The sequence below is a fragment of the Halococcus salifodinae DSM 8989 genome, from assembly GCF_000336935.1.
Taxonomy (GTDB): Archaea; Halobacteriota; Halobacteria; order Halobacteriales; family Halococcaceae; genus Halococcus; species Halococcus salifodinae.
Genome location: NZ_AOME01000016.1, coordinates 24,486 through 48,073, shown reverse-complemented (window position 1 = coordinate 48,073; position 23,588 = coordinate 24,486). Strand labels below are relative to the sequence as shown.

The window sequence follows — 23,588 nt, the reverse complement described above, 5'->3', positions numbered from 1 at the left end:
CTTGTTTCACACAATTATTGATCGGATGATTTTCGCTTCGATCCGCCGAAGGTGATCCCCGATCGTCCCCCGTGACAGTCCAAGCTCGGCAGCCAAATCACGTTGAGTTGCACGACGAGGGATATCGTAGTATCCGGCGGCGAGTGCTGCCCGGAGGATTTCTTTCTGGCGGTCGGTGAGTTGCCCCGTTGGGTCATCCATCTCCGGTTGATACTCTCCCGCGCGTTTGAGAGTCACGTCCACTTCGTTAGGGAAACCAGCGATCAATTGTTGGAGGGCTGCATCCTCACCGAAGAGCGTGACTTCCAGCCCGTCAGTAGTCTCTCTCATCGGCCAGTTAATACTGATTGCTTCGGTATCGATACGTTCGAGAAGAGCTGTTTCGACCTCGCCAGGCTCGTAGTGCATATACGCCAGCCACGTCTCACCACCTGTCACAGTACAAGATACAATCCTCAGGATTTCGTCTTCTATCGTTGCGAGTCGGCTAGCATCGCCTCTAAACCGGGCAACCCCAACAACGGTACCGTCATCGAGAAGATTGAGATACTGTATCGCTTCCTGTGTCGCAACAAGCGCCCCATCGATCCAGACCTCCCTCGGATCGTTGAGGCCTCTCCGTATCGGTTGGCCGTTCTTTGATCGAATGTGTTCTTCCAAAGCGATGATGACGGTTATATATCTCACCATCGTCATTATTCATGTACTCGGTGGCACTGTCGGACCCGCCTCGAATCGTGCCTCAGATGAAGCGCTATCGTCGCCAACATGCAAATGAGATAGTGTGGTAGCTTATAAAGATAGCGTGCATGCTCGGCGTCATCCCTGAGAATACACGGCCTCTATCCCACTCTGATGGAGACTCGAAATATCAACACGAGAAACGCGAAAGCGGCTGGATTAATGACCGGTGGTGCCATCGTGGCGCTGCTCGGGATGCTATGGCTGGTTCAGGGACTCGGAATCGTCCAGATAGATCCCATTCTGTGTGCCGGAGACTGTGAACCCATCACTGGAAGATCAGTGGAGTGGACGGTCATCGGTGCGATAGCTTCGTTCGTGGGAAGCATCATTGTCCGGGCGGGGCTGAGTCGCGTAAATCGATGATGTTTCCTACCGGGATCCTCAGCGACAGTCACTAACGGGTTTGAAAATAACCCCTTCTTCCAAAACGGGACTGCTGAATACAGCCTCTGTATCTTGTGAAGGGTTTCTGACAGTCATCAGAGAGAATGCAAACCAAGGCACTGTATAGTTAAGGCGGATCGGCTGATTTCGGCGGGCTGAGGGATCAAGCTGATTGGGAGACTGAGCCAAGAACCGATTTGCCGACTGGTGAACTGGAGAGACGATCAGCGGCTTGGTCGAGAATCTCCGTCTGAACCTGAAACAATTCTCCAGAAAGCTACACTCATTCGGTCGAAATCGCTCATATAGACAGCCCCAAACCAAGGTATGGTTTTGGTTCCTAATCCCTATAGAAACAGTCCGTGAAGCGATCGTTCCGGCGGATAGCAAGCAGTTCCGCGGTCGCTTCCGCGTCGAAGCGAAGCGGCCGCCGCCACCACGGTCCCTTGCCCGAATCGCTCGATAGCTCGGTGACGATCCGGTTCGCGTCGGTACCGGCCGCACGGCCGCTCAACGGGAGCGCCGTCTCGTACAGCGCCGATCCGTCGGGATCGCCGGCAAGTAGGACTTCGGCGTCGAACGTCTCTCGCTTGACGTGAGCGTTCGAGGCGAAGAGTTCGCGGTCGGCGGGCGGGAGATCGGAATAGGCCGCGCCGGTCACGGGATCACGGGCGAGTTCGAACCCGCCGATGAGATACGCACCCCACTCGGGAGCCTGCCACGACGCCGGTTCGTCCACAGTCGCGAGTGTCGCGTAGAAGAAGGCGTAATCGCCCGTAGCGAGATCGGCGAGCGGGCGGGCCTTCACCCCGTGTGGATCGCCGTAGCTGTACCGTTCGCCGTAGGGGTACTCCGGGAACTCGGGGTCGAGATGCACAGGAGTGTCGAGAACGTCCGCCGGGAGGTCGGTGGCGAGATCGAGATCCGCGTAGGTCGGCACCGGCTCGGCGACCGGTTCGGTTTCGGGGATCGGCACGTACTCGAACCGACCGTCGGCCCAGACCGGTCCGCGAACGCCCGGGGTGTTGGTGTTGGCACCGACGTTGATCGCCACGGCCCGGCTCATGGCGTGGCCACTCGTTCCGCGGGCAAAAGCCTCGCCCTCGCCGACTGCAACGGGTCTCGTCGTTCGTTCAGTCGAACGAGCGCGGGACGGCGAAGCGAGCCAGCCACGAGAAGAGTGATTTTCGGGATCGATCGAGCTTGGCCGAAGCGTTCCGTCGTTTCGGCACCGGTGCGGTGAACTATTTATTCACACGGAGAGTTCATGGGATTTCTTTATGACGGCTCCCTGTTTCGAATGGAGTGTTAGGTATGACAGGTCGCTCGTCCCCAGCCGCCGGCCACGTAACGGTAGGGAACGGTGCGGAGCCAGTGTCGGTCGAGTCGGAGCCGATCACGACGGCCCGACAGCGGGTCGCGCTTCAGGAGCTCGGCAGGTTCGCGTACCCGGTCGAGCTCCGGACGCTCGCGGCGTACGTCGTGGCGGCACGCGATAACGTCCCCGTCGACACCGTCAGCGACGAGGCGCGCAAGCGGACAGCCATCCGACTTCACCACATCGACATCCCCGAACTGATCGAGGCGGGGTTCGTCGAGTACGACCCCGAAAGCCGGATGACGGTACGCACCGACACGCACACGAACGAGCGATACACCGAGATCGAGACCGAGTCGCGCCGTTTCGACGTCGCTTGAGCGACACTGACCACTCGGACGATGGAGTCGGTTGGCAGTACAACGACGAATCGGGTGTGCGCTCTGTCGAACCACGTCCGCTAAGTGCCCCCGAGACCAAGCGGTGCGTATGCACTACCGCGAACTCGGCGATTCCGGCGTCGAGGTGAGCGAGGTGGGCTTCGGCGCGTGGACCGTCGGCACCGACTGGTGGGGCGATCGGAGCGAACAGGAAGGGATCGAGATGCTGCGACACGCGTTCGATCGGGGCGTGACCTTCTTCGACACCGGCGACGTGTACGGTCACGGCCGCTCGGAGGAGCTCGTCGGCGAAGCGCTCGCCGACGTCCGTGACGAGGTCACCCTGGCCACCAAAGTCGGCTACGATTTCTACAACAACCCGCAAGCGGGCCACGGTGAACTCCCGAAGGAGATGGACGCGGAGTACCTCCACACCGCGGTCGAGCGGAGTCTGGACCGGCTCGACACCGAGTACATCGATCTCCTCCAGCTCCACAACGCGAACGTCGACGAGGTCGACGAGGATATTCTCGAAGCGCTCGACGAACTCCGCGAATCCGGAAAAGTCGAGGCGATCGGGTGGGCGCTCGGCCCCTCGATCGGGTGGCTCGCGGAGGGCGACGCCGCGATCGAGAACGAGTTCGACGCGATCCAGGTCGTTTTCAACCTGTTCGAGCAGGTCCCCGGACAGCACTTCATCGAGACGATCGAGGAGTTGGACGCCGACACGAGCCTGATCCCCCGGGTGCCGCACTCCTCGGGACTCCTGAACGAGCAGGTCACGCCCGAGACCGAACTCGGCGAGGGCGATCATCGGGGATTCCGACCCGACGAGTGGTACGACACGGGCTGGGAGAAGCTCGACAAGCTGCGATTCCTCGAACGCGAGGGGGTCCCCGCGAGCCGGGCGGGACCGGAGGTCCCGCTGGAAACCGGCGGCTCTGCCGCCGGTGACGAAGCGAGCGGACGGCAGGGAACGACCGACGGGAGCGACCGTGAGCGCACGATGGGCCAGGCCACGATCCAGTGGCTGCTCGCCCACGACGCGGTCGCTTCGGTGACGCCGACCTTTCGTACTGCCGCCGACATCGACGAGTGGGCGGCGGCCCCCGAGACGCCGCCGCTGTCGGACGAAGAGTTCGAGCGCGTCGCCGGCCTCTACGAGCGAGATTTCGACATCGAGCGCGACGACGGAATGGCGGGCTTTCGGTCCTCGGTCGAGGGTGCCGATCTCGACGCGGTCGGGGCGAAGTACGCCGGCGACTGAGCTATCGGTCGTTCTCGGCGATGTGTGCCAGTAGTCCTTCGACGAGCGGCGAAGCAATGTATCGAACCGTACTCCGGGCGCAGTCGTACTCGACGAGACCCCAGTCGTCGAGTTTCGGGAGTTCGACGTCGGTGATCGACGTGTGGACGTGCCGGCGGGTCGCTGCGGAGGGGGCTTCCTGCGAGACGACGTGATCGACGAGCGTCTCGATGGCCATGGTGTCGCCGGTGTGCTCGCGGAGCGCGGTGACGACGGTTCGCCGTCGTGGATCGGCAAGCGCCGCGAACGCGTCTTCGGGTGTCACCGATGGCGTCGTGTCGAGGTCGGTGCCGGAGCGACCGTCGGTCGAGTCGAGCGGCACATCGGACATGACGGGCGAATCGTGGTCGTCGACAGGGATGAACGGCCGAGACCGTTTGGCGTCGTTGTCGGCCCTTCCGTCCGTTTTCGTGCGTGAACGGTTTGAACAGCGATCGATGTGGGGCGTTCGGCGGGACGACTTGCGCCTGCAGGGCGGTGCGGTTGCGGGCCTGGCGGATCGAGGGCTTCGGCGGTGCGGGCGCGGTCGTGGGGCGGCAGCGGTCCTGGCGGATCGAGGGCGAGGCCCGGAGGGCCGAGGGCTCGGGCGGTGCTGTGCGATTGCGGAGAGTGCCAGCAGTTCTACCGCGAGCGAACGGTAGTGAGCGAGCGGGTGTTTTTAGTCCAGGTTTTTGCGAGGAGTGGTTCGCGCTCCGCGCGAATCCGACGAAGTATACTCTCGGCCGGAAGTCTCGATAAGCTCCAGCAGCAAACCAGAGCATGACGAAATCCGGAAACAAGATTTCCGGTTTGACGAAGGAACGAGTCCGCGAGCAACTCGCGGACGAGGCCGATCCGAAGGCGATCAAGCGCCTTACCGCTGCACGTGAGTACTTAGAGGGACTTTCTCCAGAGGCAATTGAAAACAAGTACGGCTGGCACCACCAGACCGTCTACAACTGGTTGAACCGCTTCGAAGAGCGCGGCTTCGACGCCGCGCTCTACGACAAGTCTCGCCCCGGGCGTCCTTCCCAGCTCAGCGACGAACAGCTTGAGGAGTTCTCCGCTGTACTCCATGAACCTCCTGAAGAAGCTGGATATGACGACCCAGCGTGGAGTACAGCTCTCGCCCAGCATTACCTCATCGAGGCGTTCGATATCGCTTTCTCCCGCCGTCACACTCGCCGGCTCATGCACAAGGCCGGGGTCTCACCGAAGAGACCCCGGCCGGAGCCCGCCTCTGCGGATGAAGACGAACGCGAGGAGTTCGAAGAGACGGTCGAAAAAAAGTAGGCCACCGTGACGAGGACGCCACGGTCGTCACGATCGATCAGACCCGCAAAGCGGTTGGAGCGGATCTCTATGCGGCATGGTATCCGGTAGGCGAGAGGCCGACCGTGGGCGTGTCGGCCTCTCGCGAGGGAGTGAACCTGTTGGGAGCAGTCACTGAGTACGGCGAGACGTCGGTGCTGGAGTGTGGCGGATCGTTCACCGGTGAGGTGACGATCCGCTTTCTGGAGCATCTCCAAGCGGAGTTCGGCGAGAAGCTGGTTGTACTGTTGGACCAGGCGACGTACTTCACCGCTGGGGCGGTGAAGGACTTCGCCGCCAATGAACCGATTGAGCTGGTGTATTTCCCGACTGGATCGCCGGATCTGAACCCAACTGAAGAATACTGGCGTCGACTCAAATTCGCCTTAGCAAACCGCTACTTCGGCAGTTGTGCCGAAATCCGATCAGCAGTCTGGACAGCACTCGAATCGATTAGTCCGCCAGGTGTCTATCAATACCTCTGTCTTTGAGTATAAAAAAGTGGTTCTTAGGAGAGGAAAACGTGGCGCGGCCGATCCGCGAGCACGTCCTGGCCCCACGAGACGGTGTCGGCGAACGCGTCGCTCCGGAAGAACTCCATCGCGTCCTCGCGCGAGCGCCACTGGCTGGCGATGAACATGTCGTTCTCGTTCTCGCGGTTGACGAGGAGATCGGTGTCGTGGTGGCCGTCCATGTCATCGAGGAGGTCGCCGACGGTGGCGAACTTCTCGACGAAGTCGTCTCGGTGTTCGGGCTTCGTGGTGTAGAACATCCCCATCGTGCCGAAGCCCGCTTCTTCGCCCTCCAGCTCGCCGACGTCCGCGCGCGAGACGACGCCTGGAAGGTCGGTGAGGAAGCCACCGGCGGTCTCGGCGGCGCTCGCGGTGTCCCAGATGCTGACGACGGCCGCGTTCCCCTCGTCCGGATTTTCGTACACTGCAGTCTTGACGTGGGTGTCGTAGTGCTCGAAGTTGCCGCGGAGGCCGTCGACATCGTCGGCGAGGTCCGCGGGATCGGCCTCGGAGTAGAGCACCATCGCGTGGACGTCCTCGCCGTGGGGCTGGCCGGCGTAGATGTCCTCGTCGGCGAGTGCCGCCCGGATGTCCTGTTCGCTTTCGCCATCGTCTCCGTCGCTGGAACGACTGCCGTGATCGCCCTCGTCGTGGTGGCTGTCGCCGTGTGCGCTCGCGTCGCCGTGGTGATGACCGGTGTCCTCGCCCGTGGGGACGGGCTCGCCGGCGAGGAGCGCGCCGAGGTCCTCCGGAGGGAATCGTCGACCGAAGCGGAACCGGCCGAACTCGGCGTAGCGCGAACTCGACGGGTCGAACCGCATCTCGTAGAGGAGTTTCTTGATCTGGGCGGGGTCGTCCGCGAACAGGGTGACGCCCCACTCGTGATCGTCGAAGCCGACGCTGCCGGTGATGATCTGGGTGACGTCGCCGGCGTAGTCGCGGCCGATGTCGCCGTGGCCGCTCATGAGGTCGGCCCGCTCGTCGAAGGGAAGATCGTACCAGTTGTCCTCGGGCCCGCGGCGCTTGTCCATCGGGTAGAAGGAGACGTGCTCCATGTCGGGGATATCGGGCTTCAGCCGGGATTCGATGTAGCGCGCCATCCCGGTGTCCTCGACCTCCTCGCCTTCGAAGTACTCCTGAGACATGTACCCCGAGACTTCCGTGACCGAGAGATACGAATCGGTCTGCTCGGTGAAGTCGGCGAAGGCCGTTCCCTCGAACCGTCGTTCGGCGGTATCGAGATCGGCCATCGACGGCCGGAGGTGAAGCACGAGGAGATCGGCGTCGTGGCCGAGCACGCTGAACGTCGCCGACCCGCCCGCGTCGGCGTCCGCGACGGCCTCGTGGGCCGCGAGGTAGTCGATACCCTCCTCGATGGCGCGCTGGCGCTTGTGATCGGGAGCCGCCCGCCACGCGTCCCAGTCCACCGTCCGAAAGTCGTGGAGCACGTACCACCCTTCCTCGGTCCGCGGTGGCTCTCGTCGGTCCATGTCGCAACTACGGGCCGAACGACAAGGGCGTTTGTGTTTCGACGCCGGCACAAGCAGTCCCAACCGTTTAGCGCCCGTGGGTATCCACGGACAGTAGTTCGATGAGTGCAAACGAGGACGGTCCCACCGGCGCGACGCTCTCCTATCGCAAGATCCTCGAACGCGAGATGGAGAACGCCCTGAAGGAGATGGACCGGCCCGCGGTCGGGACGTTCATCTCGGGCTTTTCGGCCGGTCTCAACCTGAGCTTCGGCGCGCTGTTCATGGCGATGGTGCTGACCTTCGCGGGCGGGTTCGACTCGACGCTCACCAAACAAGTCACGCTCGCGGGCGTCTCCTCGATCGCGTTTCTGTTCGTCGTCATCGGCCAGACCGAACTGTTCACCGCCCACTCCACGATGGCCGTCCTCCCGGTGCTCGATGGCCGGGCCTCGCTCCGCGACCTCGGGCGCATCTGGAGCGTGACCTACGTCTCGAACTTGCTCGGCTGTGCGGCGTTCGTCGCGCTCATCGCGGCGATCGGCGAACCGATGGGGATCGCCGATCCGAGCGCGTTCGGCTCGCTCGCGGGCGCGCTCGTCGGCCTTCCGTGGTGGACGATCACCCTTTCGGGAGTCGTCGCGGGGTGGCTGATGGGGATGGCAACGTGGCTGTCGGCCGCCAGCCGCGACACCGTCGGTCGGATCATTTTCGTGTTGCTCACGACCGCCGCCATCGGGTTCGGTCCGTTCCACCACGCGATCCTCGGCACGACCGAGGTGCTCTCGGCGATCGTACTCGATGCGGGCGTCGCGCCGGGCGCGTTCGTCCCGTTCATCGTCTTCACGACCATCGGCAACGTGCTCGGTGGGACGGTCTTCGTCGCGCTCCTCAACTACGGCCACATCGCCCTCGCGGGCGAGGAGAAGGATGTCGACTTTCAGGCGAACGGTATCGAGGATTCCTGACCCCGGCGACTGTCCGCACGCGTCGACACACCCCTTCAACACACCTTCAGTCGGAACGCGATCGACCGATGGCGAAAACGCCACGCCTGTCGAGTGCCGCGTCGGTCAGGAGGAGCAATCGCTGGATCACGACGAGAACGACCACGGCAGCGACGATCAGGACGCCTTCGAGAGGGTTCGATAGCAGCCCGAGCGCGACGATCAGCGTGGTCGCACACGCCGGCGGATGGCGGACACCGAGATGGATCATCCCCATCACGGTGAGCACGATGGCTCCGACCCCGCTGGCGGCGAGTCGGAGGCCGAGGAGCGAGAGCGGCGCGATCTCGCTCGTCACGACGATACCGCCGGCGAAGAGATGGTACGCAGCGAGGCCGGCGACGACACCGATCGCGTGGCTCACGACCACTCGCCGGGTGTCGCTCGCCTCGCTCTCGGGGAAGGTGGCGAGAACGAACGCCGAGGGGCCGAGGCTCGGAAACAGCGCCGGCAGGCCCGTTGCCCACGCGAGCACACCGATAACGGCGATGAGCAGCCCCGTATGGAGGCCCGTGGCGAGCCGATCGTCCATCGTCGGTGGTTCGATGGCCGCGCCTAAAACGCCCCTGAATCCCGATCGGTGGCGATCGATGGTGGCTGCTCCGCCGAGATTTTCGGTACGGGAATCAGGGAACGACAGTCACCGGAACGGACGAATCCTGCACGACCGTTCCCGCGACGCTTCCCAACAGAACGCGCGAGACGCCGGAGCGCCCGCGACTGCCCATGACGATCGCGTCGATATCGTGATCGTCGGCGTACGCGGTGATGGCATCGGCAGGACGACCCTCCACGACCGCCGTATCGAGCGTCGCGCCGTACTCCGCCGCCAGCTCGTCGGCCGCCGCGAACAGCTCCTCGGCAGCCGTTTCGGCGGTGTCGGCGTCCGATTCACTATCGCCGGATCGCTCGCCGTAGCCCGCTCCCGTGGGGTCAATGACGTTCAGTACGGTGACGTCGGCCTTCGGGAAGACCGTGAGTGCGTGGTCGAGTCCGGGCCACGAGTGTGTCGAGTCGGTCAGCGGGACGAGCAGTCGTCGGCCCATGATCGAACCAGTCCACGGCCGGTGATAAGCCTGCGGCAGCACGTCCCTATCAGCCGGTCAGCAACGTCGGCCCGAAGATCATCACGACGAGCGCGCCGACCATCGTGAGCGTCACCGCCGTCGTCACTGCGCCGGCAAGCGCCTGGCGACTTCCGATCGGGAGTCGGGAGACCACCGCTTCGGTGCTTGCCCGGAAGATGTGGCCGCCGTCGAGCGGGAAGGATGGAATGCAGTTGAACAGCCCGAGGTTGACGTTGATCCAGCCGGTCCAGAACAGCACGTTCGCGAGGGTGAACACGCCACCGCCGAGGAACGACAGCGGCCCCGTGACGGTGAAATACTGCCGAACCGGGCCGACGAAGCCCGCAAAGCTGACGAGCCCGCCACCTCCTGGGACCGCCCCCGCGAACGGCAGCGAGATCACCACGAGGAACTGGGCGATCAGCGAACCACCCAGTCCACCGGCTCCGCCCGCTCCGTCGCCACCCGCACCGTCGCCGCCGAGCAAGCCGAGATACTGCGAGGCGGGATACGACCGAATCCCGAAGTCATCGACCACGAGCCCGGTCGTGCCCGGCGAGATTCTGACGCCGAGGAACCCACTGCCGGTGTCGGGGTTCTCGCCCAACCGCACCGAGTAGTTCCCGCGGTCGCCGTTCACGGCCGCCGTGACGCGCACCGTCTCGCCCGATTCGGTTCCATCGAGCTCGTTGCTCAGCGCCGTTCGATTCGGCGTGCGCTCGCCGGCGATGTGGGTGATGACGGCCGACTCACCCGCGAGGCCGTCGCTCACGTTCGCCAGCGGGCCACCGGGCGTGACGGTCGCGGCCGCGCCGACGGGGATCGTCACGGTCCCGTTGTCGGTCGAAAGCTGTGCCGTTGATCGGTTGTCGAGCGCCGCGCGGAAGGCGCGCTCGGTGCCGACGGTGGTGCCGTTGACCGCCTCGATCGTCGTCCCCTTGGCGAGCGGACCGTCCGCGACCGCGCTGGTGACGACGACTGACCGCTGTACCGTGGTGGTGTTGCCGTCCTGCAACGAGACGTCGACTGTGCGGTTCGCGTCGGCGAGGGCAGCGTCGAACTCGCTCGCGTTCGCCACCGCTTGACCGTCGACACCAGTAATGACGTCGCCGCGATCGATCCCGGCGTCGGCCGCAGGAGTGCCGTTGAGCGCGCCGCCGACCGCTACGCCGGGCGCGACTGCGATCGAGCCGACCACCGGACCGAAGAGGAGGGCGAACGTGATCACCGTGATCGCGAAGTTGTTGGTGACGCCCGCGGCGAACATCCGGGTCCGGCCCCCACGGTCGGCGGTCGCCTGGCTCTCTTCGTCGGGTTCGACGAACGCGCCCATCGGGATCACCGCGAGCAGCGCGAGCCCCATCGACTCGATGTCGATGTCCTCGACCCGACAGAGCAGGCCGTGGCCGCCCTCGTGGACCACCAATCCGACCAGGAGGCCGAACACGATCTCGGGGGCGACCGACAGCGGCAAAAACTGGTTGACGCCGGGGATCACCAGCGCGTCCTGTGGCTGTCTGATGACCGTGGACTCGGGCCGGTTGAAGATCTGGACGGCACTCACGATCACCGCGAGGAAGGAGCCGACCATCACTACCAGCGCGATCCCGACGCCGACGTTGGCCCACGCCCGCCAGAACCGCTTCGGCGTCGCGAGCCAGTCGAGAAACTGCTTCCCACGCTGAGTGTGGATCGTCGTGATCGGGCCCGACACCCGGACCGAACTCGGCAGGACGCCCCAGGACTGGAGCGCCGTCGCAACGAGCGTATAGAGGAGAAACCCCGAAAGCACCCATACCAGCGTGCTAACCATCACCCGTTCGGACGGTCCTCGCGGCCATGAGGGTTTGGTTTGCCCGTGCGATGCCGGGCCAGCCCCACGCCGAGCAGCGCTTCCGTCTCGGTGCTACGCTTCGCGCCGGAGGCGACGGACCACGAACGCGCGGTCGAGATCGGCGAGGAAGGTGCCGAGCTGTGGCCCCTGGTCGGTGTCGAAGAAGAGTCGGTAGCCAGCGGCGAACAGGTCGCCGGGGTCGAGGTCGTGTCGCCGTGCTGTCTCGAAGATATGGCTCTGGATCGCCTCGCCATCGTGGCCCGCCTCGACGAAGTCGGCGAGGTCGTCGAGCGCGGCCGCGGTGGTGGCGTCGAACTCCGTGGTAGGGAGGTCGGCCGCGAGGCGGTAGTTGTAGGCGTTGTCGACGCGCTCTGCCCACGTGCGTGCGTATTCGACACGCCCGAGAGCCTCCTCGACCGAACGCTTTGGGGCACTCTCGGGAATATGGTCCTGACGACGAGCCATCTTCTCACGGAGTTCGATGTCGTCGGTCATGCCGAGCACGGCGGCGAAGGTGTACGGAAGGCGAATCGGCTGCTCGGCTGTGGATTCGACGAGCAGTGGGTAGGCCGCTTCGGCCTCGCCCTCCATTTTGTGTCCCGATGCAAACTCACCGAAGTACGTCCGTTCGAACTCGTCGAACTCGTCCACCAACTGATCGGCGCGCTCGATGGAGAAATCCCGTGCCCTGCTCGGGTCTTTGGTGAAGAAATACCGGAGCACCTCGGGTTCGAGGAACTCCAGGGCGTCCTGAACCATGATGACGTGGCCCGTCGAGGACGAGAACGGCTCGCCGTCGAGCGTGAACCACTCGTAGGCCATCGGGACTGGTGGAGTGTCGCCGAGGACGTTCCGGGCGATATCGGCCCCGCTCGGCCACGAGCCCTCGGCGTGGTCCTTCCCGAACGGCTCGAAGTCCACGTCGAGCACCTGCCACTGGGCGGGCCACTCGAAGCGCCACGGGAGCTTTCCCTCGCGGAAGGTGGCGGTCCCTTCGTGACCGCAGCCCTCGATGATCCGATCGCCGGCCTCGACGTCAGTACAGACGTACTCGACGGTTTCAGCGTCGAGATCGACGCTCTGGACGGCGTCCGTCTCGGTGACGTGGCCACACTCGGCGCAGATAGGCCGGAAGGGAACGTAGTCGTCGTCGACTTTGTCCTGGTACTTCGCGAGCACGCTCCGTGCCTGTTCGCGGTGTTCGAGGAGCTGGTGAATCACGTCGTCGAACGCACCCGACTCGTAGCGCTCGGTGTTCGAGACCGTCTCGACGGGGATGTCGAGCAACTCTGCGCTCCGTTCGATGAGGTTCGAAAAGTGTGCTCCGTACGAATCACAGCAGCCGAACGGGTCGGGGATCGCGGTGTAGGGTTTGCCGAGATTGCGACCGAGCGCGCCGGCGTCGACCTCGTCGAGTCCGACGACGTTGCCGTCGAGGTCGGCGAGCTTGCGGGGAACCTTCCGAAGCGGATCACGGTCGTCGGCGGTGAAGATCTGTCGCACCGTCCGCCCCCGGTCACGCAGCGCCTCGGCCACGAAGTACCCCCGCGCGATCTCGTTCATGTTCCCGAGATGGGGTACTCCCGACGGCGAGATCCCGCCCTTGATGACGATGGGATCGTCCGGGTTGCGTTCGATGATTCGCTTTGCGACCGACTCGGCCCAGAAGTCGTGTGGCTGCGAACCACTGAGGACGTACGGGTCGTCGACGGCGTCGTCGGGCGTTTCGCTGCCGGTTGACCTCTCGTCAGTCATCCATCGCCCAGTAGGTGGGTTCGTCCGCGGCTTGGGGGATGATGTCGGTGCCGTCGTGGCTGCCGGTGTCGACGACCTCCGCGACCCGGTCGGGGTCGGTGCCGTCGAGCACGACAGTCCGAACGCCCGAGCGCTCGATGATCTTCGCCGCGAGCAGATCCACGGGAGCGCTCGCGCCGGCCGTCATCTCGATGTCCGCGATCACGTCGACGAGTTCGGTGGCCGAGAGCTCCTCGAACCGATGCGCACTGTCGTCCTCGGCGGGATCGGCGTCGAACACGCCCGGAACGCTAGTGGCGTACACCAGCAGATCCGCGCCGGCGTACTCCGCGAGCGCGGCGCTCACCGCATCGGTGGTCTGGCCGGGTGCGACGCCACCCATGACCGCGATCTCGCCGCGTCTGAGCGCCGCGCCTGCGGTCTCGTAGTTGCGTGCGGGGCGTGTCGCTGCGCGCTCTGAGAGCGCCGCGATCAGGAGGCGGGCGTTGAGCCGGGTGGTGTCGACGCCGAGCTGATCGAGTTCGATCTCGTTCGCGCCGAGCTCGCGGGCGGTGTGGATGTACTCGCGAGCGACGGTGCCGCCGCCGACGACCGCACCGACGGTGTGGCCCGCCTCGACGAGATCCTCGATGACGGCAGCGTGTGCGCCGACGCGTTCGGGATCCCTCGGTGCGAGAACGCTCCCACCGAGCGAGAGAACGAGTTTCATTGCTGCCGGATTGCCCGGACGCACGCATAAGGGTTGTCAACCCCGCCGAAGGGTACAAGCGCGTCGCGGCCTCCCGATCCGGTATGAAAACCCTTGCCGTCGTCGGCCCCTCGGACTCGGGGAAGACGACGCTGATCGAGCGACTCGTCGACCGCCTCGACGAGCGCGGATCGGTCGCCACGATCAAACATCTCGATCACGCGCCCGACATCGACACCCACGGCAAGGACACCGATCGCCACCGCAGCGCGGGCGCAGCGGTCACCTACGGCGTCAGTGAGGATGGTTGGTTCGCCACCGGCGACGCACGCGACCTCGACGAGATCCTCGACGATCTCGCACCTGACCACGACTACGCCATCGTCGAGGGCTTTTCGGGCCGTCACCTCCCGGCAGTGGTCCTCGGCGACCGCGACCACGCCGGCCACGAACTCGCGGCGGCCGCCGATTCGGATGGGATCGATCTCGACGCGGTGTGTGCGGCGATCGACGACCTCGAACCCCGTGTCACGCTCGAATCGCTGGTCACGGAGGTCAAATCCGCACCGAACGCGGACCGCTCGGGCGCGATCGCCACCTTCACCGGCCGCGTCCGGACGAAAGACGCCGACGACGACGCACCCACCGAACACCTCGAGTTCGAGGCCTACGAGGGCGTCGCCGACGAGCGTCTCGCGGCCATCATCGACGACCTCGAAGCCCGTGACGGCGTCCAGCGCGTGCTCGCCCACCACCGCACGGGTGTCATCGCCGCGGGCGAGGACATCGTGTTCGTGGTGGTGCTCGCGGGCCACCGTGAGGCGGCGTTCACGGCGGTTTCGGACGGTATCGACCGACTCAAGGACGAAGTCCCGATCTTCAAGAAGGAGGTCACGGCCGACGAGCAGTTCTGGCTCCACGAGCGCGCGTAAGCCATCACGACGCACTCTATCGACCACAAATCGGCAATTTTCTCCGGCATATGGCCGAACACGTCGTGTGACGCGCTCCCGGCCCGCGGAGGACGGCGAGTGCGCCGAAAAAAGAATCGAGAAACGTAGCGTGGCGGATAAAACGTCTCGCGCCCTCTCGAAGCGTCGTGAAACGAGCGTATGGACCGATCACATCGTGAAGGGACCCGAAGCTACGCGAAGCATCTGTCGGGTATAATACATTGGGGTTGTACATCCTGGATGGAGGCCGACAATGAGCACGACACAGCCCACGGTCGATGCGAACCCCAAAGAACAGCGGCTGAAGGCGTATCTCGAACGCAACGCTGCCGACGGCGAGCTCTACTTCAAGAGCAAGTTCATCGCGGACGAAGTGGGACTCTCGCCGAAGGAGATCGGCGCGCTGATGTGCAAGCTCAGCGACGCGGCGACCGATCTGGAGATCGAGAAGTGGTCGTACACCAGCGCGACGACGTGGCGCGTCGAGCCGGCGTAATCGTCCGGGTAGGCTGTTCGCGCTCCCGCTCTGAATCGGGTCCCCGTTGGCGCATCCCGCTCGACGAACGGTCTGTAGGCTTATCCCTCCCCGTCACGAGAAATGGATGATGGACGACAGCGAGCCGCGCGCCGAGGGACCGCCGCCCGAGGCGTTCGCGGGACTCTTTCGCGTCGCCGAAGTCACCGTCGACGACGGGCAACTCCGATACTACGGCGAACCACTCGTCTCGGGAGAACGGCTCGAACGCCGGCTCTGGCCGGTGTTCCGTGATTGGGGTTACGAGGTCCGGCTGACGAACGAACCTCGGCGAGACCCGCTGACTGGCGTCGAGACCGGCGGCAGACGATACGTCCTCGTCGCCACACCGCGCTCGACCGGGATCGACGGGGTACCGTGGACCAACCTCCTCTTCGCGGCGCTCACGGTGCTTTCGACGCTCGTTGCGGGCAGCCGGTGGTACGGAGCCGACCTCAGCGATCCCACGAACCTACTGACAGGCTGGCCGTTCGCGCTCGCGGTGCTCTCGGTGCTCGGAGTTCACGAACTCGGCCACTACGCGCTGAGTCGGTATCACGGCGTCGACGCGAGTCTGCCCTATTTCATCCCGCTGCCGAACGTGATCGGGACGATGGGCGCGGTGATCCGGATGCGCGGCCGGATGCCCGATCGAAAGAGCCTGTTCGACATCGGGGTTGCCGGGCCGCTCGCCGGCCTGATTGCGACCTGCGTCGTCACGGTCGTCGGGCTGTATCTCGATCCGGTGCCCGAGCCGGCGATCCCGATCACGTTCAACTACCCGCCGCTGGTCCAGATACTCGCCGATCTCACCGGGCAGCCACTCACGTATCCGGGCGGCGATGTCGTCAACCCCGTGGTGTTCGCGGGCTGGGTCGGGATGTTCGTCACCTTCCTCAACCTGATCCCGGTGGGCCAGCTCGACGGCGGCCACCTCGTGCGCGCGATGGTCGGCAAGCGCCACGAGACCGTCGGCGCGCTGGTCCCGGCCGCGCTGTTCGGGCTCGCAGCGTACCTCTACTACGTCCGCGAGGCCGCGTTCAACGCCGTCTTCCTCTGGGTTCTCTGGGGCGTGTTCACCCTCGGCTTTGCGTACGCCGGTCCCGCAACCCCGATCTACGAGGACGGACTCGACGCGAAACGGACTGCGCTCGGCATCGTCACGTTCGGTCTCGGCGCGCTCTGTTTCACGCCGGTGCCGTTCGAGCTCGTCATGCCGTGAAACGGCCGCCGGCCGCCCGTGCGCCGGAACGCTTTCGACGGTCGGCGGTCGTGTTCGGGCATGAGCAGCATCGACGAGAAGCGGGTGTACGGGCCGGATAGCGATGAGACGGCGCTGTTCGTCGCCAGCGAGACGGGGCTGGCTCGCGTCGCGGTCGTCGGCGCACGGATCGGCGAGATCGAGCTCCTCGACCGCGACGCGACCAACGATCTCGCGGTCCACGACGATCGACTCGCGGCCGCGACCGACGAAGACGTGTTCCTCGGCACCGGCGAAGACGCTGAGTCGACCGGGTTCGGTCGGGCAGCGGCGGTCGGCTCGGACGGAACGCTCCTCGCCGCTGCCCCTGACGGGACCGTGGCGCGCCGCATCGACGGCGAGTGGGAAATAGCCGGAGCTGTCGAGGAGCCGCACGCAATCGACGGCAGCCTCATCGCGGCCGCCGATGGCGTCTATCGATGCACCGGCACCGATTGCCAGCACGTCGGACTCGACGACGCCAACGATGTCGCCGCCGCGGGAACGCCCCACGCCGCGACCACCGACGGTCTCTATCGACTCGGCAACGGCTGGCTGCCAGCTCTTGATGGAACATTTTCGATGGTGAGCACGGATCGCGGGACGGCCGAGCTGGGGGCGATCGGTCGGGCACACGCCGCGACCGCTGAGACGCTGTATCGCCACACCGAGGGCGAGTGGTCGGCTGTGGATGGCGTCGATCGGGCGGTCGTCGATGTCGCATACGGCAGGGCGAAATCAGCGTCCGGTGGCGGTGTCTATGCCGTCACGGCGGACGGAACGCTACTCTCTGAAACCGACGACGGCTGGCGCGATCACCCACTGGGGCTACGCGGCGTCCGGGCGGTCGTCGCACGGCCGGATCGAAAACAGGTTTAGGCGGCCCGCGAACACACGCGCATGATCGTTAGCGCCTCGACGTCCCAATCGCTCGCGAGTTCGCTCGCCGCCGAGCTCGACGAGCCGCTCGCGGCCACCGAGTACGAGCGGTTTCCCGACGGCGAGCTCTGTGCCTCGGTTCCGGAGTTCGACGCCGACCGCGCCATCGTGGTCTGTGCGACCACGACGAGCGACGCCCACCTCGAAGCCCTCCAGCTCCAGGACGCGGTGCGCGAGGCGGGCGCGAGCGAGGTCGTCACCGTCCTGCCGTACATGGGCTACGCCCGCCAAGATAGCGCGTTCGCGGCGGGCCAGCCCGTCTCGGCCCGTGCGGTCGCCCGCGCGATCAGCACGGGCACCGACCGCGTGCTCACCGTGAATCCTCACGAAACGAGCGTCAGCGAGTTCTTCGACGTGCCGTGTGACACCGTCGACGCCGCCGGCCAACTCGCAGCTCCCCTCCCCGCTCTCGACGATCCCGTGTTCCTCGCGCCCGACGCCGGCGCGCGCGAGCTCGCGACGACCGTTCGTGACGCGTACGGTGAGGGATCGGCCGATCACTTCGAGAAAACCCGCCACAGCGCCACCGAGGTCGAGATCGAACCCCACGCGGCCGACGTCGCCGGGCGCGACGCCGTGCTCGTCGACGACATCGTAGCCACCGGCTCGACGATGGCGACGGCCATCTCGCATCTCCGCGAGCGCGACGCCGCCCGCGCGTTCGTCACCTGCGTTCATCCTGTGCTCGCGGGCACGGCTCGAACCCGTCTCGCCCGCGCCGGCGTCGAAGCCGTCCACGGCACCGACACGATCGAACGCGCCGAGAGCACCGTGAGCGTCGCGCCAGCGCTCGCCGACGCGCTGTCGGAATAGTCCGAGCTACGCTCGCACGTCGGCGAGCGGCTTGACCGCGATCTCCACCGTGGTGTCCTCGACGTCCCACTCGCGGCGGTGGCCGTCCTCGACCGCCCCGAACTCGTCGGCACGGACCTCCTCGGCGATCAGGGCCTCGTGCTCGCGGACGAGATCGCCGACCCGGTCGTCGGCGACGGCGAACTCGACGCGAATCCGCTCTTCGAGATCGAGATCGAGCTCCTTGCGCATCTCCTGGATTCGGCGAATGACGTCGCGAGCGTAGCCCTCGCTCTCGATGTCCTCAGTGAGTGCGGTATCGACGTAAACCGTGCCGCCGCCCTCGACATCGAACCCGGCCGCGGCGACTCCGTCCGGCGTCTCGGTCACGATCGTCACCATCTCCTCGGTGAGATTAACCGTCTCGCCCATTTGCTCTGCGACGGCGGTTTCGAGTGCCGCGAGCGTGGGCTCCTCGACACGGGCCTCGTTGAGCGCGGTCATCACTTCTCCCGCACGATCCCCGAACTCGGGGCCGAGCAGGCTCATGTCGGCCTCGGCGCTGTATGTGAGTTCGTCCCACCGGTTTTCGGGGTCGATCAGCTCGACCCGACGGGCGTTCAATCGGTCGGCGACGAGATCGCGCTGGTCGTCGACCGCGCTCGCGACCGCCTGGCTCTCGGCGTCGACCACGACCCGAGTGACGGGCCACCGGAGCTTGCGTTCGGCCTGCTGGCGGGCGGCCGAACCCGCCTCCTCGACGGCGCGCGCGACCGCCACCGTGCGTTCGAGATCGGGGTCGCGGAGGTCGTCGTCGGGTTCGGGCCAGTCACACATGTGGACGGTGTCGAAGCCCGCATCGCCGGTGAGCGTGCCATAAATCTCCTCGGCAACGAACGGCGCGTACGGCGCGAGCAGCGCGACGACTTCCTCCAGCACGCGGTAGAACGTGGCGTACGCCGCGCGCTTCGAGTCGCTGTCCGATTCCTCCCACATCCGCTCGCGGACCCCCTGGACATAAAATCTGGAGACGTCCTCGACGACGAAATCGAGCAGGGCGTCGAGCGCACGGTCTTGGCGGAAGTCGGCCCATGCGTCGGCCATCTCCGCTTTCACAGTCTGAAGTCGCGAGAGCACCCACCGATCCTCGCGTTCGAGCGCATCCTCGACAGCAGCCAGGGTCGTCTCCTGGGGATCGAACCCGTCGAGGCGCATGTACGGCAGCGGGAATCGGAAGACGTTCCAGAGGATGTTGAGCGTACGCTCCATCTCCTCCGTTTCATCCCACGAGAAGCGCATGTCGTCGCCTTGCGGGGTGACCGACAGCAGGAACAGCCGCATCGCGTCGGCCCCGTGGCGCTCGACGATCTCACCGGGCTCGATCGTGATACCCTTCGACTTCGACATCCCGCGCCCGTCGGGCATGTTGGCGTAGCCGTGCATCAACACCTCATCGTAGGGAACCTCGCCGAGCGCCGCGGTGCCCATTCCCAACTGGGACCAGAACCAGCCACGGGTCTGGTCGTGGGCCTCCATGATGAGGTCGGCGGGCCAGAGTTCGTCGAACGCCTCCGTCTCGCCGGGGTAGTCGAGAGTGCCCCACGACGCCACCGACGAGTCGAGCCAGACGTCGAACACGTCCGGGACGCGGGTGTACGTGGTGCCGTCCTCGGTGATCGTCAGGTCATCCACGGTGGGCCGGTGGAGGTCGATCGCGTCGGGATCGACGTCCTGATCGACCCGCTCGGCGAGCTCCTCGCGCGTTCCGACCACGACCATCTCGCTTTCGTCGTCGGTCACTCCGTTCTCCGAGCGGTCCTCCTCACCCTCGGGCGTCCAGATCGGGACGGGGATGCCCCAGTAGCGCTGACGGGAGACGTTCCAGTCGGGCGAGTCCTCGACGAAGTTCCGGAAGCGCTCGTCGCGCGCTTCGGGGGGATGCCACTCGCTGTCCTCGATGTTGGCGAGCAGTTCGTCTTTGATGTCGGTGACGGTGATGAACCACTGGTCGGTAGCGAGGAACACGATGTCCGTGTCGCATCGCCAGCACTGGCCGTAGTCGTGGACGTAGGTCTCCTCGGCGAGCAGCAGTCCCTTCTCGTCGAGGTCCGCGATGATCCCGTCGTTGGCGTCGCGGACGAACTCGCCGGCGTATTTTCCGGCCTCGTCGGTGTAGACGCCATCGCCCTCGACCGGACAGAACACGTCGAGGCCGAGCTCCTCGCCCCGCTCGAAGTCTTCCTGACCGTGACCGGGGGCGGAGTGGACCAGACCAGTTCTGTCGACCTCGACGTAATCGGCGTGGTACACCTGTCCCGCACCGTCGCCGTCGGCGTGGTCGGGCACTTCCTCGGCCAGCGGGTGGTCGTACTCCCAGCCGAGCATCTCGCTCCCGTCGAACTCGTCGAGCACCTCGTAGTCCTCATAGCGGCCCTTCTGCAGGACCTCCTCGACCACGTCGGCCGCGAGATAGAGCACCTCGCTCTCGCCGTCTCTTTCGGCGCGGACCTCCTGATACGTTACGTCCTCGTCGACCGCGACGAAGGCGTTCGCGGGGACCGTCCACGGGGTGGTCGTCCAGATCACGAGGTTCCCCTCGCGCTCGCGGAGCGGGAGCTCCACGTAGATCGAGGGGTCCTCGACCTCGTGGTACTCGACCTCGTTTTTGGCGATCGCGGTCTCACACCGCGGACACTGGGTGATCGAGCGCTTCCCCTGCTCGACGAGGCCCCGGTCGGCGGCCTGTTCGAACCCCCACCACGCCGCCTCCATATACTCCGGAGAGACAGTTTTGTAGGGGTTTTCCCAGTCCATCCAGACGCCGAAGGACTCGAAATCGGACTGGAGGCCTTCTAACTGGGCCTCGGCGTACTCCTTGCACTCCTCGATGAACGGCTCCATCCCGAACGCCTCGATGTCCTTCTTGTTCTCGAAGCCGAGGTTCTCCTCGACCTTCGTCTCGATCGGGAGGCCGTGCATGTCGAACCCGGGACGGTCGGTCACGTCGTAGCCCCGCATTCGGTGATACCGGATGTAGGCGTCCTTTAGCGTCTTGTTCCACGTCGTGCCGAGGTGGGCTGCACCCGAAGTGTAGGGGGGACCGTCGACGAAGAAGAAGGGCTCCTCGTCCGCGCGGTGGTCTTTCGTCTGCTGGTAGGCGTCGGTCTCGTCCCAGTGGTCGAATACCCGCTCCTCGACCGTGTCGGGATCGTACCGATCCGCGACGTCCTCGAACCTGCTCATGGCAGTGGTATCCGTCCCGGGGACTAAAGCAGCCTCGGTTGGGCAGACCGGCCAGCGGGATCGCGACCGGAGCCAGGGACCAGACTCAAGCCCGCGCCGACCGCTGATCCGACCGTGCCCGAGTTCCCGGATCCGGAGTCGAGGAACGCCCTCGCCGCCGACTGCCGGCGCTGTCCCGCGCTGGTCGACTCTCGCGAGTGCATCTCGTGGGGCAACGGCTCGCTCGACGCCGATCTCGTGGTGGTCGGCGAAGCGCCAGGGGCCGGCACGCCCGAGGCCGATCGCTGGCAGGGCGGGAACTGGACCGGGATGGCCTACACAGCACGTCACTCCGGCCGGAAAATTCGGGAACTGTTCGCCGATCTCGGCTACGACCCCGACGAACTCTATTTCACGAACGCTGTGAAGTGCTTCCCTGAAGGTGAGGACGGTTCGAACCGCGAACCCACCGCCGACGAACGCACGAACTGCCGACCGTACCTCGAACGCGAGATCGGAAGGGTCGAGCCGCGGGCCGTAGTTGCGACGGGTAAGCACGCGACCGAGAGTCTGCTGGCGACCGAAAACCGGGCGATCGACGGATTTCTGGAATCGGTGCTCGAACCCGTTTCGTTGCCTGGTCTCGACACCACACTGGTCCCGGTGCTCCACCCCTCCTACCAAGAAGTCTGGGTGTCGCGGCTCGATTATACCTACAAATCGTATCTCGCTGCGATCGACGAGACGCTCACCGGGATCGGCTGACGCCCGCAGAACGACCCACGGCAGAACGTTCTTGCCTCGTGCGCGCGATGGATCAGCCATGTCCGCCGACTGCCCCTTTTGTGGAATCATCGCCGGCGAGATCCCCGGCCGCATCGTCCACGAAACCGACACCGTGACCGCCTTTCTCGACGCGAACCCACTCGCGCCGGGCCACACGCTCGTCGTTCCCAACGACCACCACGAGCGCCTCGACGACCTCTCCGAGGACCTCGCTAGCGATGTCTTCGCTGCGCTCCACCGGCTGACGCCGGCAGTCGAGGCGGCGGTCGACGCCGACGCCACCACGGTGGCGTTCAACAACGGCTCGGCCGCCGGCCAGGAGGTGCCACACGTCCACGGCCACGTGATCCCGCGGTTCGAGGGCGACGGCGGCGCGCCGATCCACGTCGTCGCTGGCGACCGGCCCGATCTCGCCGACGACGATCTCGATCGGATCGCCGACGACGTTCGCGATTCGCAGTAATCGGTCATCGAACGACTCGAACGACAAATCATAAACTATTAAGTTCATAGAATGTAGTTATCTACGAGTATGAAATCAAGCGGTGGCTGTCCGGAATGCAATGGACGGCTAGTCGCTGTCGGTGAGGAGACGGTCTGCACCAAGTGTGGTCTCGTCGTCGCGGTCGACGAGATCGACCGCGGTCCCGAGTGGCGGTCGTTCGAGCGTGAGACACGCAAGCGAACCGGCGCACCGCTGACGCGCTCGCGCCACGACCGTGGCCTCTCGACCGAGATCGGGCGCTCGACCAGGCTCACCGGACGGAAACGCCGACTGTTCGCGCGACTCCGCCGCCAGCACACCCGTTCGCGGATCGCCTCGAAAGCCGAGCGCAACCGGGTGTACGCGTTCACCGAGATCCGCCGTCAAGTCTGTGCGCTCGGGCTGTCGGACAGCGTGCGGGATCGGGCCTGCGTGCTGTTCGAGTCGGCTCAGGACGCCGACCTCCTTCGAGGGCGCTCGTTGGAGGGGTTCGCCGCCGCCACGATCTACGCGGTCTGTCGAACCGACGGCGTCTCGCGCACGCTCGCGGAGATCGTCACGGTCGCGAAGGCATCACGGGACGAACTCACCGCGGCCTACGACGCGCTGAATCGCGATCTCGGCCTCCCGACCGGGCCGATCGATCCCAGCGAGTACCTCGCTCGATTCGCCAGCCAGCTCGACTTACCTCACGGAGTCGAGGCCCGGGCTCGGGAACTCGTCGCCGAGGGTCGCGACCGTGGCCTCGTCAGCGGTCGGAACCCGAGCGGGGTGGCTGCGGCCTGTCTCTACACCGCAGCGACCGAAACCGACCACGGCCTCACCCAGCAGGCGGCTGCGGAGGTCGCCGACGTGACGCCGGTGACGCTCCGGGCGACCTACCAGGCGCTGCGCGCGTGACTCG

The 23,588-nt window shown here is 65.5% G+C and carries 22 protein-coding genes; 12 read left to right on the top strand and 10 right to left on the bottom strand.

The features are described from left to right. Nucleotides 1-6: 6 nt before the first annotated feature. Complete coding sequence (locus C450_RS04215; RefSeq protein WP_005040411.1) at nucleotides 7-696, bottom strand: helix-turn-helix domain-containing protein; 690 nt, start codon at nucleotides 694-696, stop codon at nucleotides 7-9. Nucleotides 697-1,468: 772 nt separating this feature from the next. Next, on the bottom strand, nucleotides 1,469-2,194 hold the full coding sequence (locus tag C450_RS04210; RefSeq protein WP_005040409.1) for an Nmad3 family putative nucleotide modification protein: 726 nt from the start codon (nucleotides 2,192-2,194) through the stop codon (nucleotides 1,469-1,471). A 248-nt stretch (nucleotides 2,195-2,442) separates the two neighbouring features. Between C450_RS04210 and C450_RS04205 the strand changes: the two genes are divergently transcribed. Both C450_RS04205 and C450_RS04200 read left to right on the top strand, forming a co-directional pair. Beyond that, a complete protein-coding gene (locus C450_RS04205) occupies nucleotides 2,443-2,826 on the top strand; it encodes a DUF7344 domain-containing protein (RefSeq protein ID WP_049909824.1) in 384 nt (127 codons plus the stop codon). Nucleotides 2,827-2,935: 109 nt separating this feature from the next. Further along, nucleotides 2,936-4,093: an aldo/keto reductase gene (locus tag C450_RS04200; protein WP_005040404.1), complete on the top strand. Its 1,158-nt coding sequence runs from the start codon at nucleotides 2,936-2,938 to the stop codon at nucleotides 4,091-4,093. Between the two features lies 1 nt (nucleotide 4,094). Here the strand turns inward: C450_RS04200 and C450_RS04195 are convergent, their stop codons facing one another. Then, nucleotides 4,095-4,463 carry a DUF7344 domain-containing protein gene (locus C450_RS04195; protein ID WP_005040401.1) on the bottom strand — a complete coding sequence of 123 codons (369 nt, stop codon included), beginning with the start codon at nucleotides 4,461-4,463 and terminating at the stop codon, nucleotides 4,095-4,097. A gap of 428 nt (nucleotides 4,464-4,891) precedes the next feature. Between C450_RS04195 and C450_RS20545 the strand changes: the two genes are divergently transcribed. Further along, nucleotides 4,892-5,913 (top strand): IS630 family transposase gene (locus C450_RS20545; protein WP_085945721.1). Its coding sequence is split into 2 segments (ribosomal slippage): nucleotides 4,892-5,383 and nucleotides 5,386-5,913, totalling 1,020 coding nucleotides; the frame shifts between segments, so codons are not numbered across the junction. Between the two features lie 17 nt (nucleotides 5,914-5,930). Here the strand turns inward: C450_RS20545 and C450_RS04180 are convergent. Further along, nucleotides 5,931-7,424 carry a heme-binding protein gene (locus C450_RS04180; protein WP_005040392.1) on the bottom strand — a complete coding sequence of 498 codons (1,494 nt, stop codon included), beginning with the start codon at nucleotides 7,422-7,424 and terminating at the stop codon, nucleotides 5,931-5,933. A 101-nt stretch (nucleotides 7,425-7,525) separates the two neighbouring features. Between C450_RS04180 and C450_RS04175 the strand changes: the two genes are divergently transcribed. Further along, nucleotides 7,526-8,371 (top strand): formate/nitrite transporter family protein, encoded by an 846-nt coding sequence (locus tag C450_RS04175; RefSeq protein ID WP_005040390.1) that lies wholly within the window; start codon nucleotides 7,526-7,528, stop codon nucleotides 8,369-8,371. 46 nt (nucleotides 8,372-8,417) lie between these two features. Here the strand turns inward: C450_RS04175 and C450_RS04170 are convergent, their stop codons facing one another. The 5 genes from C450_RS04170 to pyrH form a co-directional block, all read right to left on the bottom strand. Continuing rightward, on the bottom strand, nucleotides 8,418-8,942 hold the full coding sequence (locus tag C450_RS04170) for an HPP family protein (RefSeq protein WP_005040388.1): 525 nt from the start codon (nucleotides 8,940-8,942) through the stop codon (nucleotides 8,418-8,420). A 94-nt stretch (nucleotides 8,943-9,036) separates the two neighbouring features. After that, the gene (locus C450_RS04165) at nucleotides 9,037-9,456 is read right to left on the bottom strand and encodes a universal stress protein (protein ID WP_005040385.1); all 420 of its coding nucleotides are present in this window, start codon (nucleotides 9,454-9,456) and stop codon (nucleotides 9,037-9,039) included. A gap of 49 nt (nucleotides 9,457-9,505) precedes the next feature. Further along, nucleotides 9,506-11,290: a site-2 protease family protein gene (locus C450_RS04160; RefSeq protein WP_005040382.1), complete on the bottom strand. Its 1,785-nt coding sequence runs from the start codon at nucleotides 11,288-11,290 to the stop codon at nucleotides 9,506-9,508. Between the two features lie 93 nt (nucleotides 11,291-11,383). Then, the gene (gene lysS / locus C450_RS04155) at nucleotides 11,384-13,066 is read right to left on the bottom strand and encodes a lysine--tRNA ligase (protein WP_005040381.1); all 1,683 of its coding nucleotides are present in this window, start codon (nucleotides 13,064-13,066) and stop codon (nucleotides 11,384-11,386) included. Then, nucleotides 13,059-13,775 carry a UMP kinase gene (gene pyrH / locus C450_RS04150; protein WP_005040378.1) on the bottom strand — a complete coding sequence of 239 codons (717 nt, stop codon included), beginning with the start codon at nucleotides 13,773-13,775 and terminating at the stop codon, nucleotides 13,059-13,061. The genes lysS and pyrH overlap by 8 nt, the downstream gene beginning before the upstream one ends. 83 nt (nucleotides 13,776-13,858) lie before the next feature. On the opposite strand from pyrH, the gene C450_RS04145 reads away from it, so the two are divergent. From C450_RS04145 to prs, 5 genes are all read left to right on the top strand, one after another. After that, a complete protein-coding gene (locus tag C450_RS04145; RefSeq protein ID WP_005040377.1) occupies nucleotides 13,859-14,686 on the top strand; it encodes a molybdopterin synthase in 828 nt (275 codons plus the stop codon). Nucleotides 14,687-14,960: 274 nt separating this feature from the next. Then, nucleotides 14,961-15,203, top strand: a complete 243-nt coding sequence (locus C450_RS04140) for a DUF7123 family protein (protein ID WP_005040375.1) — start codon at nucleotides 14,961-14,963, stop codon at nucleotides 15,201-15,203. A 109-nt stretch (nucleotides 15,204-15,312) separates the two neighbouring features. Beyond that, nucleotides 15,313-16,443 (top strand): site-2 protease family protein, encoded by a 1,131-nt coding sequence (locus C450_RS04135; RefSeq protein ID WP_005040373.1) that lies wholly within the window; start codon nucleotides 15,313-15,315, stop codon nucleotides 16,441-16,443. 60 nt (nucleotides 16,444-16,503) lie between these two features. Further along, a complete protein-coding gene (locus tag C450_RS04130) occupies nucleotides 16,504-17,340 on the top strand; it encodes an HVO_0234 family beta-propeller protein (RefSeq protein WP_005040371.1) in 837 nt (278 codons plus the stop codon). A gap of 21 nt (nucleotides 17,341-17,361) precedes the next feature. After that, on the top strand, nucleotides 17,362-18,213 hold the full coding sequence (gene prs / locus C450_RS04125; RefSeq protein WP_005040369.1) for a ribose-phosphate diphosphokinase: 852 nt from the start codon (nucleotides 17,362-17,364) through the stop codon (nucleotides 18,211-18,213). 6 nt (nucleotides 18,214-18,219) lie between these two features. On the opposite strand, the gene ileS is transcribed toward prs, so the two are convergent. Further along, on the bottom strand, nucleotides 18,220-21,435 hold the full coding sequence (ileS, locus tag C450_RS04120) for an isoleucine--tRNA ligase (protein ID WP_005040366.1): 3,216 nt from the start codon (nucleotides 21,433-21,435) through the stop codon (nucleotides 18,220-18,222). Between the two features lie 114 nt (nucleotides 21,436-21,549). Between ileS and C450_RS04115 the strand changes: the two genes are divergently transcribed. The 3 genes from C450_RS04115 (at nucleotide 21,550) to C450_RS04105 (ending at nucleotide 23,584) form a co-directional block, all read left to right on the top strand. Continuing rightward, entirely contained in the window at nucleotides 21,550-22,179 is a 630-nt protein-coding gene (locus C450_RS04115) for a uracil-DNA glycosylase (protein WP_005040363.1), read from the top strand. Between the two features lie 58 nt (nucleotides 22,180-22,237). Then, complete coding sequence (locus C450_RS04110) at nucleotides 22,238-22,663, top strand: HIT family protein (RefSeq protein ID WP_005040362.1); 426 nt, start codon at nucleotides 22,238-22,240, stop codon at nucleotides 22,661-22,663. Nucleotides 22,664-22,732: 69 nt separating this feature from the next. Then, on the top strand, nucleotides 22,733-23,584 hold the full coding sequence (locus C450_RS04105; RefSeq protein ID WP_005040360.1) for a transcription initiation factor IIB: 852 nt from the start codon (nucleotides 22,733-22,735) through the stop codon (nucleotides 23,582-23,584). Nucleotides 23,585-23,588: the final 4 nt, after the last annotated feature.

Excerpts from the sequence above, each read along its gene's own strand:
- prs (WP_005040369.1), top strand. The coding sequence starts at position 17,362 with ATGATCGTTAGCGCCTCGACGTCCCAATCGCTCGCGAGTTCGCTCGCC.
- C450_RS04105 (WP_005040360.1), top strand. The coding sequence starts at position 22,733 with ATGAAATCAAGCGGTGGCTGTCCGGAATGCAATGGACGGCTAGTCGCT.
- pyrH (WP_005040378.1), bottom strand. The coding sequence starts at position 13,775 with ATGAAACTCGTTCTCTCGCTCGGTGGGAGCGTTCTCGCACCGAGGGAT.
- C450_RS04195 (WP_005040401.1), bottom strand. The coding sequence starts at position 4,463 with ATGTCCGATGTGCCGCTCGACTCGACCGACGGTCGCTCCGGCACCGAC.
- C450_RS04145 (WP_005040377.1), top strand. The coding sequence starts at position 13,859 with ATGAAAACCCTTGCCGTCGTCGGCCCCTCGGACTCGGGGAAGACGACG.
- C450_RS04130 (WP_005040371.1), top strand. The coding sequence starts at position 16,504 with ATGAGCAGCATCGACGAGAAGCGGGTGTACGGGCCGGATAGCGATGAG.
- lysS (WP_005040381.1), bottom strand. The coding sequence starts at position 13,066 with ATGACTGACGAGAGGTCAACCGGCAGCGAAACGCCCGACGACGCCGTC.
- C450_RS04180 (WP_005040392.1), bottom strand. The coding sequence starts at position 7,424 with ATGGACCGACGAGAGCCACCGCGGACCGAGGAAGGGTGGTACGTGCTC.
- C450_RS04135 (WP_005040373.1), top strand. The coding sequence starts at position 15,313 with ATGGACGACAGCGAGCCGCGCGCCGAGGGACCGCCGCCCGAGGCGTTC.
- C450_RS04205 (WP_049909824.1), top strand. The coding sequence starts at position 2,443 with ATGACAGGTCGCTCGTCCCCAGCCGCCGGCCACGTAACGGTAGGGAAC.
- C450_RS04175 (WP_005040390.1), top strand. The coding sequence starts at position 7,526 with ATGAGTGCAAACGAGGACGGTCCCACCGGCGCGACGCTCTCCTATCGC.
- C450_RS04110 (WP_005040362.1), top strand. The coding sequence starts at position 22,238 with ATGTCCGCCGACTGCCCCTTTTGTGGAATCATCGCCGGCGAGATCCCC.
- C450_RS04210 (WP_005040409.1), bottom strand. The coding sequence starts at position 2,194 with ATGAGCCGGGCCGTGGCGATCAACGTCGGTGCCAACACCAACACCCCG.
- C450_RS04200 (WP_005040404.1), top strand. The coding sequence starts at position 2,936 with ATGCACTACCGCGAACTCGGCGATTCCGGCGTCGAGGTGAGCGAGGTG.
- C450_RS04165 (WP_005040385.1), bottom strand. The coding sequence starts at position 9,456 with ATGGGCCGACGACTGCTCGTCCCGCTGACCGACTCGACACACTCGTGG.
- ileS (WP_005040366.1), bottom strand. The coding sequence starts at position 21,435 with ATGAGCAGGTTCGAGGACGTCGCGGATCGGTACGATCCCGACACGGTC.
- C450_RS04215 (WP_005040411.1), bottom strand. The coding sequence starts at position 696 with ATGACGATGGTGAGATATATAACCGTCATCATCGCTTTGGAAGAACAC.
- C450_RS04170 (WP_005040388.1), bottom strand. The coding sequence starts at position 8,942 with ATGGACGATCGGCTCGCCACGGGCCTCCATACGGGGCTGCTCATCGCC.
- C450_RS04140 (WP_005040375.1), top strand. The coding sequence starts at position 14,961 with ATGAGCACGACACAGCCCACGGTCGATGCGAACCCCAAAGAACAGCGG.
- C450_RS04160 (WP_005040382.1), bottom strand. The coding sequence starts at position 11,290 with ATGGTTAGCACGCTGGTATGGGTGCTTTCGGGGTTTCTCCTCTATACG.